This window comes from Aurantibacter crassamenti (genome assembly GCF_016811105.1).
GTDB lineage: Bacteria > Bacteroidota > Bacteroidia > Flavobacteriales > Flavobacteriaceae > Aurantibacter_A > Aurantibacter_A crassamenti.
In genome coordinates, this window is sequence record NZ_JAFBGM010000001.1 from 2,601,093 (window position 1) to 2,613,623 (window position 12,531).

Consider the following 12,531-nt stretch of genomic DNA (forward strand, 5'->3'; position numbering starts at 1 on the left):
ATGATTGAAACAATTTGGACTTAAAGAAGTCTGGGTTTTTGTTTTTCAATCTATGAAGAAATCTCTTTTCATTCTTACTTTATTTATTACGGCAAACGTTTTTGCGTCTAGTATCTTAATTCCTATGGATGCTGACAGCCAAAAAAATCACCTAAAAGCCTATGGTATAACCTATTGGGTGTTGACAAAGCAACAAAAGGTTCAATGGTTATTAAATTATAGGGGTGGGTCTTTTTTATTGCCTGATGGTGATGCAATTAGAAAAGAATGTCAAATACGTGGGGTTTCTTTTGAAGTTGTATCAGATGCGGAAGCGCAAAATATATTAGATGGAATTGCGAGTCCGTCACAAAATCAAGAAGCTGTTATATTAGAAAAAGCACCAAAAATTGCAGTGTATTCCCCTGACGGAAATCAACCTTGGGATGATGCGGTAACCATGGTTTTGACGTATGCAGAAATACCTTATGAAACCGTTTATGACACAGAAGTATTAGATGATAATCTTGTACTTTTTGATTGGTTGCATTTGCATCATGAAGACTTTACAGGGCAGTATGGTAAATTTTACGGTGCGTATAGAGCTGCGCCTTGGTATATAGAGGGTAAACAAAATGCAGAAGCACTAGCAAATGAGTTAGGTTTTTCAAAGGTATCTGAAGAGAAAGGAGCGGTTGCGTTAAAAATTCGGAATTATGTTATTGGTGGTGGATTTATGTTTGCCATGTGCTCCGCTACAGATAGCTTTGATATTGCTTTAGCCGCTGATGGTATTGATATTTGTGAACCTATGTTTGATGGCGACCCTTCAGAGGCAAATTATCAAAGCAAATTAGATTATTCTAAAACCTTTGCATTTACAGATTTTATTTTAGAAAGAAATCCTATTAAGTATGAATTCTCAAGTATTGATATGACTACTAAAAGAAAAAACATATCTAAAGAGACAGATTACTTCTCGTTAATGGATTTTTCAGCGAAGTGGGATCCAGTACCTACCATGTTGTGTCAAAATCACACTTCTTTGGTAAAAGCATTTATGGGGCAAACTACTTCTTTTACAAGAGCTGAAGTAAAGCCTACTGTTTTGGTATTGGGTGAAAATAAACTGAATGGGGAAGCGCGCTACATTCATGGCATCAAAGGCAAAGGATTTTTTACTTTTTACGGGGGTCATGATCCTGAAGATTATCAACATAGAGTAGGGGATCCTAAAACAGAATTAGAGCTTCATCCAACGTCACCAGGGTATCGATTAATTCTGAATAACGTTTTGTTTCCAGCTGCGCGCAAGAAAAAACAAAAGACTTAAAATTCAACTTCTATAAATAAGTTTTAATAACAGTCCATTTTTATCTGATTTCTATTTTGATAAAAACTCAAGTCTTTATTTAAATATTTAGCGCATATTTCTTGTAGTTCTTTTAGCACTTCTTTTTGCATTGTAATAGATCCGCAAATCATAACACATCCTTTTTTACGTAATGATTCTGCAATATATACAGCATCTTTTTTAATTAGATTTTGAACGTAGGTTTTTTCTATTTGTGTTCTAGAATAAGCAGGTTTAAACGATGTTAAGCTGCCATTTTCAAGAGCCGAAGAAATAATAGGTTTATACAGTTTAAAAGATTCTTCGGTACGGCCACCCCAATACAAGTGAATTCCTTTTTTAGCAACATTATTTTTTATCATGCCTAAAAACGGACCGATTCCTGTTCCTGTAGCAATTAAAATCGTTTGTTTAGATTTTGCCGGAAAATGAAAATCTTTATTTTCAATAATTGATGCTGTAAGGTTTGTTCCTATTTCTAAGCCTTGTAAGTAGGTTGAGCAAACTCCTTTATCATGTCTTTTTACACTAATCGTATAAACATTACGCTCCATTTTTCCTATGGAATATAACCGTTCACGTTCTTCTGTGCTTGGTACTATTGAAAGTAAGTCGCCCGAATCTGCAATAGCTCCGTTTGTATTTTTCAGTGTAAGTAGAAAAGTACTATCAACCATAGAAGCCTTTTCAGTTTTATCTAAAACTACAAATGAGCTCGTATGCTTTTTAGTGTTATATAGTGTTGGTTTTTTTAGGCGTAATTCCAAGTTCGTTTTTTCTCCCCACAAAGAAGCCCATCGATTAAATGATTCAAATGATTGATCATTAACTGTAAAAATTTCATTAAAAGATGCCTTTGCTTGCGGTAGCGTTTCAAGAAGTTCATTTGTTTCGTAAGCGAATTGACAAAAATTAGGATAAGATGTAGAACCAAACCCTACTACAGAATATAAAAAATGCGCTTTCTGTTGATGCTTATGAATTAAGTTTTTAAATTTTTTCGCATTACTTGGTGCTTCACCTTGACCGTAGGTGGCAGTCATAACTACAAGATGTTTCATATTCTTGTAGGTAGTATATTGATCTAATACGGCGAGATAGCTTTTCTCATTTATGGATAAAAGATAATTGTGTAAAACTTCCGCATATTGTAAGGTTGTGCCACTTTCTGAACCTACTAAAATCACAAAATTGGCTTTATCTTTTGAATACGGATTTTTAATTTTTGTTTTTGGTCTTTTGAAAAATATGATAAAACCAGTAATCATTAAAAAAGGAATTGCCATACTACCAATGCCTAAAACTATTGACCATAAAATGCTGCCTTCACCCGTATGTAATACAGTAGCCCATTCAGAAATTATGGTAACAAAAGGATACTGTTTTTCGCTAATAACGTCTCCGGTATATTGATTTATTAGAAGCTCTTTATTTTTTAAACGAACGAGATAATAATCTTCAACAAATTCAGAAAAAGGAAACTCGAATTCTCTTAATTCCGAAAGTGGTGTATTTTTAAAAAGCTCAAATTGAGTATAATCTATAGTTGGATCTTCTTGTAGGTTATCGAAATCAATTTCATGCGTAATTTGATTTTCTTCAATAATCTGAAAACGTAAAAGCGAAAGATAAACGCCAGAAATAGCAATAATAACGATGGGAATTAATACGAACCTTGAATAAACGACGTGGTTGTATTGCGCATAGTTTTCACGAACAATTTTTGAGAAGAATTTAGTAATTCCACCTTGTCTTTTTGCGATAAGTACAATACCAGAAATAGCAATTAAAAAGAGTAGAAAGGAGGTCAAGCCAATAAAAAGGCGACCTGGGGTTTTAAGAAATAGTGATCGGTGTAGGTTAGTAGAAAATTGATAAATAGGTGCTTTTTCAATGATATCACCTAGTTTTTCACCCGTCTCAGGGTTTACATAAAAAGATTCATTTTGATTGTCAATAATTACAGTTGCACTAACAAAACCATTCTTGTCTTGTGAGATGCTAAGAACCTCTTCATATTGAGCATCAATTGCAGAAATAGTTTCAGCTAATGAAAGCCCTTCCGCATTTGAAATACGGTAGGGCTGTAGCTTATTACTAATAGGTTCAATAGATAAAATTACACCCGTAACAGAAGCTAAAAGTAAAAATATTGAAGATGCAAAAGCTAAAATCAAATGACTATAGCGCCAAATAGAGAGCGTCATACTTTATTTATTTGCTTGGCACCATTCGAATAAATCGAATGTATCCTTTGCCTTCAACTTTGTTTTTAATGGTTTCTGAATTTAAGGGTACTTCAGCATCTATTGGGTAATACTCTTGATTTTCAACAGCTGATTCAAACCGAAGTTTATAACCGCTATCAATTTGAGATGCATCAAGGCCTAACGAAATTATATTTCGTTCTCCATTACCAATTGTTGCGCCTGCAATTCCATCAATATCTTCATTTGACCCATTACTGAATATCCACCAGTCTTTCAAATCTGGAAACCATTCTTCATCATCACCTTGAACGTATAATGTTTTTACATAGTTGTTATCTGGGTCTATTAATGAAACTACAACATAAGCTTTTTCACCTGTATAATTCGTCATTTGAATCATACACTTATAACTTACTGTGGGTTGATAATTTACAAAGGAATATCCTATCAGAATCTGCAATGTAAAAACACTTACTAAACAAAAAGTATTTACTGATTTTTTCATTGTAATCATTATTAATTAAGAAAATCTAAACTTGAATTGCTTTTAGCTAAAAGTTCATTCTCTTTAGCTAAGTCAAGCACTGTTTCACCAAACTCGGTTGTTGATTTTATATCTGCTCCGTTGGCAATTAAATATTTCAAGATTTCAGTGTTATTAGTTTTCATTGCTGCATTAAGTAAAGGTGTATTGCCCTGACTATCTTTTGCATTAATATCTGCACCAAAACCGCTCACCTTTTTTAATAAATCAATATTGTTTTTACCTACGGCTAAATGCCAGATGGTGCTTTTGTCAGCTTGTGGCGATTTAAAGTTAAATCCGGCTTTAGTTAAAGCTTGTACTTTACTGTCAAAATCTTTTGGATTACCTCTAGTTTCAAAAAGATAATAAGCCAAATTGTTACCATCTTTATCTAGCACATCGGTTTTAGCTCCTTTTGAAATTAGGTAGTTAACCACTTCTGCGCTGTTGTTTTGAATAGCAAGTGCTAAAGCAGATTGCCCATCATTGTTTGTCTGATTTATATCCTTGGTTTTTTCAGTGAAATAAGAAATTGTTTCCAATTTATTTCTTGAAATCGAATTTAAGAATGCAGTATTACCCTCTTGGTCTTTTGCATTTGGGTCAACACCTTTTGCAATGAAATAATCAAAAATTTTAATATCTGAAGAAGATCGAGATAAGTTATGAATGGGAGTTACGCCATTTTTTGCTACAACGTTGGGTGCAACACCTATTCCTTCAAGATATTCGAAAACTTCAATACCAATACTACTACCACGGCCACCGCCGCTACTTGCAAAAAGGATAGCGTTTTCTCCAGTTTTATCACTTTTTTTAATAGAAACACCGCGTTCATTTAGTGTTTTTAGGACGGAAATATTACCTCCTTTAGCAGCATAATTAAAAATACCATTACCGTCATCATCGGTTGTATTTATGTCTAATCCTATTGAAATTAGGAAGTCAACTAATTTTAAGTCTTTAGCACGAGCAGCTGCTACTAAAAGAATATTTGCGCCATGATGGTCTTTTTCATTTTTTAAATCAGAACCGTTTTTAATAAATAACTCGTATACTTTTAGATCTAGTTGTCCACTTGCGGCAGCAAAAGAACTTGGTGAATACCCGTGTGAATCTTTAAGATTTAAATTTGCCCCTTTGCCTATAAAATATTCCATTAATTCTAGGTTGCCTCGTGAGGCTGACCAGAAAATATAGGTGCGAGAATCATGGGTTTTTTTATTTACATCATTACCTTTTTCAATTAAATGATTAATTGTCGTTACTGGGTTGTTCGCGAAAATAGCAAAGGTAGTTGCGTCAAAACCACCACCATTAGCTTCAGTAACCGAATGCCCTTGTACAATATTGGCATCAATCTCTCCAATGGAAGGTTGGGAAGCCCAATAGTCGCGATCTAAAAATGGATTGTCTGATTTTTGAGAAAACCCGGAAAAGATGCCACCCATCATAAAGAGGAGCAATGCTGTTGTAGATTTATAATTTGTTTTCATGATTTAATGTGTAAAAAGGAAGTCGAGATAAATTGCTTCTCCCTGTTATTAATAGTTATACTTTTTGACTTTAGGTAACCTAAAAGGTACCTATAAAGTGACTTCCTGTTACGTTGACTAACTCAGCACCTTTTGTTACTGTACCAGTTTCAGTCTCTACAACATAAATGTTTCCGTTTTGTCCAACGGCAGCTTGTGTAAGATATATCTCGGTACCATCTACTACATAACCTTGATATTGAAATAGGTCGAAATCTTGATGATATGGAATGTCATCAATTTTTGTTGCCGTTTTAGTATTCAAATCAACCAGCGCAAAAAATCCTTGTAAGCCAGAAACTCCCTCTGCAGATCCGTCATGACGATACGCCAATACAGCTTTACCGTTAGCTGCTGGTCTCCATGCTAGAATATAAGCACCTTCAATACCTAAAGCATCGTCAAGATTAAAATCGTATGTGTCATCATATGCATTGTTTGCATCAATCTTTAAAATATGAGAACCTTCGGGATCACCTTGGTTTGCTTGATAAACGCTTCCATTGTATTCAAATGAGTTAATACTACGGTATCCATTTGTATTACCATGTCCAACGGTTGAAGTAATAACAGTTGGATTTAATAAAGAAGGGTAATCTAACACTATAGTTTTTGAACCTAAAATTTCAAAATCACTATCGCTTTCTGCAGTTGCAGGATCAACTTTACTTAAGCGAGCACCAATATATAATTTATCTCCAGCAGCATTTAAGGTAGGCATATCAATTCTTGAGATATAATAACCGTTAGCTTCTTCTTCAGCTGATAAGGGCACACTATGCTCTTGAAATTCTTTGATGGAAGAATTTACCAAATCTAATGTCACAACACCAATTGTTGCATCTGTACGAACATAAGTATCATCAGTTGCATCTTCTGTACCATTGTCGTCAATTTCGTGTTCGGTTGAAACATAAACTGCGGCACCTGTTTGGTCTCCATCAAATAATTTTATCCATCGTGGAGCAGTACCTACATAAGGGGCAATGCTAACCTCAGAACCAGTAGGTGTAAATGTTTGACCTCCTTCAACGGTGTATTTTGTATAGTTACCGCCAGTATCTCCAGCGTAGCTTATATTAAATATAGTGCTACCATCTTCAGAAGACTGTAATCTAGCAGTTCTGTTAGAAGGTGCAATAAATCCATTTTGAAAAGGATCAATAGATACCGTTGGATCTTTAGCATCATCACTGGTTACAGAATATATTAATGTTCCACCATTACCGTCTCCAGGGTTATCACCCATTTTAGCTCCTGCAACTGTTATCCATCTAGCTTCTTCTTCTGTTTCAGGCAACTCTGTCTCTGTTTCACCAGTCTCTGGATTAATAACCGGATCGTCACTACTACAAGCAGTCATAAGACCAGCGGTTAATATAACAGCAGCAAAGGTTTTAAGGTTTATAAAAGTTCGTTTCATTTTCGGTATTATTTAAAAGATTAGAATTTATTTAGTGTGTAATTTAATTTTAGGTAAAAAGCTCTTCCTGGTTTTTGTACAGAAAGATTATCGTATACGGGTTCGTCAAAAATATTTTTGATATCAAAACTCACCACAAACTTGTTGTTTGGGAAGTTGTAACTAAGTCCGAAATCTTGTGCTAATTGTTGGGGCACTGCAAAAAACTCATTGCCTACAGTGTTTGTTCCTTGTGTAGTCAAAAATGAAAATTCATCAGTGAAATAGACGTTATAAAATAGATTTAAGCGTGATTCATTTTGCAACAAATCTTTAAACGAATAACGCAAACTACCATTCATTGTAAAAAACGGAGTGTTGGGTACATCTATTTCAAGACCTTGATTTACAATTTTTAAATCGAAACGCGATATATTAAAATTGAGTCCAAAATTATTGTTATACGTATAATTTAATTGAGCATCTATACCTTTAGATGTACCACTGCCTTGGTTCACATATACTATTAATTCGTCATCAACATTTAATGATGTTTCAATGGGTAAGCCAATTCTATCTTTTATATTTCGGGTGAAAACGTTTGTTGAAATGGTAAAATCATGTTTTTTGATATTAAAGTTTCCGAATCTAAATCCTAGATTATAGTTATTGCTGCTTTCAGGATCAATACTTGAATTGGCCACTACATTATCACCATCATTACCAAATACTTCTGTTTCATTGGGTAGTCGAATTGCTTTTTCTGCAGAAGCTAAAAGTGTGATATTCGGAATAATAGCATACGAAGCAGCAAAACCATACCCATCATAGTTTTTATTACTACTAACTACTTCATCTACTATTACATCGTTTCCGTTGATATCGGTTTCGATAGCTGGGTCAATACTTATAGTTTTTTGTTGATAGTGTTTGCCAAATAAACTGACTTTTAATTTTTCTTCGAAAGCTGTTAATTCATAGGATAAAGAATAAATGTTTTTATACAGGTCTCTTGTTCCAACAAAAGTGTTTTCCAACACAGATCTCAAGGCATCGCTATCTTCTCTATCAATACCACTATACACATGATTGGCCGACACCTTGTGATGGTCATTGATAGCATATGAAACCCCTGAACGTATTGATGCTACATTTCTTTTGATTTTAGCCAGTGTAGGGCCGCCTTCTTGTTGCGAACCCCAAGTGTATTGGTATTCATTGCCTCTAAAATCAATAGCTCTTTCTCCGTTCCAGCTATATGCCCAAGAAACAGTATCATTAACAACTCGGTTTCGTTTACCATACAATCCGTTAATATTGACATTTAGTCCTTTGGTGAAAAGGTCCTTCTTCTGGTAATTTAAACTTCCTAATAAAGCGTCAGACTCAAGGAATCTATCTTTGTACGGTGTTATGGTCATAAAAGCCCCGTGCTGAACTTCTTTGTAGTCGTCAGAACCAGTAACACCAATAAAAAATTGGTCTGCCCATTTAACATCGGTAAAGCCAATATGTGCCATTCCGCCAGTAGACCTGTATGCATCATTAAATCTTTTTGCAGTTATTGGTGTTTGTACACCACCTAAACCTGTAACTACCACACTTCTGCCTGAAACTTTATAATCATTATCAGAATAGTTATGAAAAAGTGAAGCTTTAACGGTAAGTCCAGATTTTTCAAAACGATATAGTCCATTAACACTTGTTTGTAATGTGTTGAACGACCCGTAAGAAACTGATGCGTTGAAATTAGTTTTAGCATCGTTGTGGAGTAGAATATTTATGGCTCCGCCTAAAGCATCGTCTGCCAAATGGCCTGGTACAACACCTTTGTAGACTTCAATTTGTTTGATCATAGAAGGAGGGATGCTATTCAGATTAAAAGAATTTCCGTATGTTGAGATAGGTATACCATCAATAAAAATGCGAACTGAATTACCTGATAATCCATTTAGACTATAGGTAACATCAGATCCTAAACCTCCGTTTTGACGAATTTTCACGCCCACGGTAGTATTCAATAATTCGTTTGTTTGAATATTTCTAAGACTAGCCTCTTCTGTTTTAATAGCACTTACAGCAAAGCCTTTTGTTTCAAGTTTGGTTTCCTTTGACTTTCCTTGGACGGTTACTTCATCAAGATTTTCTATATTTTCATTTAAGGTAAAGTCAATTTTAAGATTCCGTTCATTTTTATTGATTTCAATGGTCTTAGAACGAGAGGTATACCCAATAAAGGATACTACAATTCGGTGCTTGCCAATAGTTATCTTAGGTATAGTATATAACCCATTATCATCAGTAAGAACACCAATTTGTAAGTCTTCGATTAATATACTGGCATAGGGTAAAGGGCTTCCTGAGGCATCATATACTGTACCTGACATTGAGCCAAAAGAGTCTTGACCTTTGGCAGACAAGAGCGTTAAAAGTGCAAATACGGTAATTAGGTTTTTCATCGGTTAAAAAAACTCACTATTCTTATTAAGATTTAGTCTAAATAAATATCTTTGCAAATCTAAAACAGGATTGTATGCTGAAGTACCGTGAAAGGAATTTTTATATACGTAAAAGGAAGTAATGAGGTTGGAAGCAGAAATGAGTGATTACGGTAAATTATTACATAAAAACATACAAGTTGAGAAACTTTTTAAGGATGCTTATATTGAGAATTCTGTTCAATTCAATGCTGTTGAAGTAACGAATAAAGATGGTATTGCGTTAATTAGTGGGATTGATTTTTCTAATAAAAAGAAGCTTTTTGAATTTGAATCAGAAATAGGTGTTACTAGTGATGAGCACCTAATTAAACTGCATTTTTCGCTTGATGGTAAATATTCATACCAACCATTGAGTCATATAAAATATTTGGTCCAAATTCCTGAGAATCACTGCAACATGTTTTATTATCCAACAACAGAAGGGCGTGATATCTTTTTTACGGGTACTGCTAAGGCTTTTGAGATATATGTTAAGCCAAATTTACTACAAAAGCTATTGGGTGCTGAATACGAAAGTTCATTCGGTAAATTACAAGATGCTATTACAAACTCGAATTCCTTTGTCTTGTGGGATAAAAGTAAGTTTATACCACCGCAAATAAGAAGTAAAATAAACGAGATTATTCAGTGCCCTTATAAAGGTGCTATTCGAAAAAGATATTTAGAGAGTAAATTAACGGTCTTACTTTTGGACTTTTTAATGGGAAGGCATACCTCTAAAATTTCTAATGTCAATGTTAAATTACTGAACTCAGATTATTTGGCACTAGTAAAGGTAGAGGCGTATATAAGACAAAATTTAAAAAAACCATTAAAGATTTTAGATTTAGCTGAAATAGCCGGATTCAATGCAACCAAGCTGAAAAGAGATTTCAAGAAAGTGTATGGCGTTCCTGTATTTAAGTATATTACTGCATTACGAATGGAAGTCGCCAAAAGTTTAATTATACAAGAAGGAGCTACCATAGCTCATGCGGCGTACGAGGTAGGCTATGCTAATCCGCAACATTTTACAACTGCATTTAAAAGAAATATGGGATATTTGCCAAGTGAATTAAAGTCCAGTAATTAATAAAATACTGTTATCTGTTTTATGCATTTAGTAATTTCTCTAGAATGCGTTCTACACCAAAATCATCATTGTTACTTGTCGAATAATTTGCCGCTTTTTTTACATTTGGGTGCGCATTTTCCATGGCAAAACTAAAGTCTGCAAGGGCTAACATTTCTAGGTCATTATTGAAATCGCCAAAAACCATAGTTTCAGCCTGAGAAATATTATATTTTTTTTGAATCATATCAATTGTATACCCTTTATTGGCATTGGGGCTAGAAATATCTACCCAATTCTCGCCTGAAACTTTCACTTTTAAATCACCTTCTAAATGTTTCACATATGGGTAAATGTGCTTTTCGGAACTTTCAAAATGGTATATGGCTATTTTAATTATTTCACCTTCATGGTTTTTTAGTTCATCCAGCAAGGTATACTCTGTATAGTACTCTTTTAACTTGTTTACAAATTCAGGTGATGCGTTGCTTAAAAAAGCATTGTTTTTACTGCAAAGTACGGGGTGCACATTAGATACATCATCTAAAAGATTAAGAATTTCTCTTTTGGAGTTATTTGACATTGGAGTTGAAACAATTTCAATGTCATTCTGCATTGCAAAACCACCATTCTCAGCAACAATGATTATCTCATTCTTAATAGGCTCTAATTTATCTACAATGCTATTGTATTGTCTTCCGCTTGCGGCAACAAATAGAATTCCTTTTTCTTTTAAGCCTTTATAGAGTTCAAAGAATCGGTCGCTAACTTCATGGTTAGAATTTAATAAGGTGCCATCCATATCAGTGACAACTAACTTTACTTTAGATAAATCCATGCAATATATTTTTAAAGTTGCAAAGGTATTTTATAATGCTTGAATTGTATTGCAGTTACCAATATAGTTTTAAAGATTATTTATAGCATTTTTTATTGGCGGTATTCTTATGGCTGAAGCATAACATTAGAATAAGTTTAACAAAAAAGTAAGCAGGTTGTATTAAACCAAATGAGTTACTGAAGGTCTTATAGCTAAACACCGTTAAACTTCCATTAAAAATGAGAAAACTTATAATTTCAATTATAACCGTAATACTACTAGTTGCAACTGCAAATGCACAAGATTTTCAGGGAAAAGCAATCTATCAAACTAAAACGACGGTGGGTGAATTCAGAGGGCGGTCAGATATGCCTGAAGCGCAACGTAAAAGAATGATGGAGCGAATTAAAAAAGCTTCAGAAAAAACTTTTGAACTAACATTTGATAAATCTTCAGCTACTTATATAAAAGAAGAGGTGCTTGAAGCCCCTAGTGCCGATGGTGGCGGTCGTGGTGGACGATTTAGATTTGGATCAGCTGATGATGGTAAGTTATACAAGAATATACAAGATAAAAGTTATACCAAAGAAGCTGAGATGTTTGGTAAAGTATTTTTAATAAAAGATGAATTGCAAACTTATAATTGGGTTATGGGGTCTGAAACTAAAAAAATAGGGAACTATACTTGTTATCAGGCAACCGCCGTCATTCCAAAAGATTCTACAAGTTTCCAGACTTTAATGGATAAGCGAAGAAGAGAAAGGGATCGTGAACGCAATAAGGAGGAAAACAAAGATGAAAGTAATGAAATAACTTCGGATGAAAAAAGTGAAGAAATTATTACGGCTTGGTTTACACCTGAAATTCCTATAAGTAATGGTCCAGGTAATTATTGGGGTCTACCAGGATTAATTCTTGAGGTTAATACAGCTAAAACAACAATGTTATGTACTAAAATTGTGCTTAATGCTGATGAAAAAATAACTATTGCAGCTTCTAAAAAAGGCAAAGAAATTAATCAAGCAGATTACGATGCATTGCTGTTAAAGAAAATGGACGAAATGTCGGAAAGGTTTCAAGGCGGCCGCAGAAGTGGTGGCGGACCAGGTGGGCGCAGAAACTAACAATTCAACATTTTCTAGAAATTATAATT

Annotated in this window: 9 protein-coding genes; 3 read left to right on the forward strand and 6 right to left on the reverse strand. The window is 34.2% G+C overall.

What is annotated here, in order from left to right; genetic code table 11:
- Positions 1 to 52: 52 nt before the first annotated feature.
- A complete protein-coding gene (locus JQC67_RS10780; RefSeq protein ID WP_203252816.1) occupies positions 53 to 1,312 on the forward strand; it encodes an asparagine synthetase B in 1,260 nt (419 codons plus the stop codon).
- Positions 1,313 to 1,335: 23 nt separating this feature from the next.
- On the opposite strand, the gene JQC67_RS10785 is transcribed toward JQC67_RS10780, so the two are convergent.
- From JQC67_RS10785 to JQC67_RS10805, 5 genes are all read right to left on the reverse strand, one after another.
- Complete coding sequence (locus JQC67_RS10785) at positions 1,336 to 3,540, reverse strand: PepSY domain-containing protein (RefSeq protein WP_203252817.1); 2,205 nt, start codon at positions 3,538 to 3,540, stop codon at positions 1,336 to 1,338.
- Positions 3,541 to 3,547: 7 nt separating this feature from the next.
- Positions 3,548 to 4,048, reverse strand: coding sequence for a DUF2271 domain-containing protein (locus JQC67_RS10790; RefSeq protein ID WP_203252818.1), 501 nt, complete (start codon positions 4,046 to 4,048; stop codon positions 3,548 to 3,550).
- 11 nt (positions 4,049 to 4,059) lie between these two features.
- Entirely contained in the window at positions 4,060 to 5,565 is a 1,506-nt protein-coding gene (locus tag JQC67_RS10795) for an ankyrin repeat domain-containing protein (RefSeq protein WP_203252819.1), read from the reverse strand.
- A gap of 79 nt (positions 5,566 to 5,644) precedes the next feature.
- Positions 5,645 to 7,027 (reverse strand): hypothetical protein, encoded by a 1,383-nt coding sequence (locus tag JQC67_RS10800; RefSeq protein ID WP_203252820.1) that lies wholly within the window; start codon positions 7,025 to 7,027, stop codon positions 5,645 to 5,647.
- A 20-nt stretch (positions 7,028 to 7,047) separates the two neighbouring features.
- Positions 7,048 to 9,465, reverse strand: a complete 2,418-nt coding sequence (locus JQC67_RS10805) for a TonB-dependent receptor (protein ID WP_203252821.1) — start codon at positions 9,463 to 9,465, stop codon at positions 7,048 to 7,050.
- 121 nt (positions 9,466 to 9,586) lie between these two features.
- Here JQC67_RS10805 and JQC67_RS10810 point away from each other — a divergent pair, with 121 nt between their 5' ends.
- The gene (locus JQC67_RS10810; protein ID WP_203252822.1) at positions 9,587 to 10,579 is read left to right on the forward strand and encodes a helix-turn-helix domain-containing protein; all 993 of its coding nucleotides are present in this window, start codon (positions 9,587 to 9,589) and stop codon (positions 10,577 to 10,579) included.
- Positions 10,580 to 10,598: 19 nt separating this feature from the next.
- Here the strand turns inward: JQC67_RS10810 and JQC67_RS10815 are convergent, their stop codons facing one another.
- Positions 10,599 to 11,396 carry an HAD family hydrolase gene (locus JQC67_RS10815; RefSeq protein ID WP_203252823.1) on the reverse strand — a complete coding sequence of 266 codons (798 nt, stop codon included), beginning with the start codon at positions 11,394 to 11,396 and terminating at the stop codon, positions 10,599 to 10,601.
- 221 nt (positions 11,397 to 11,617) lie between these two features.
- On the opposite strand from JQC67_RS10815, the gene JQC67_RS10820 reads away from it, so the two are divergent.
- Entirely contained in the window at positions 11,618 to 12,502 is an 885-nt protein-coding gene (locus tag JQC67_RS10820; RefSeq protein WP_203252824.1) for a GLPGLI family protein, read from the forward strand.
- Positions 12,503 to 12,531 lie beyond the last annotated feature (29 nt).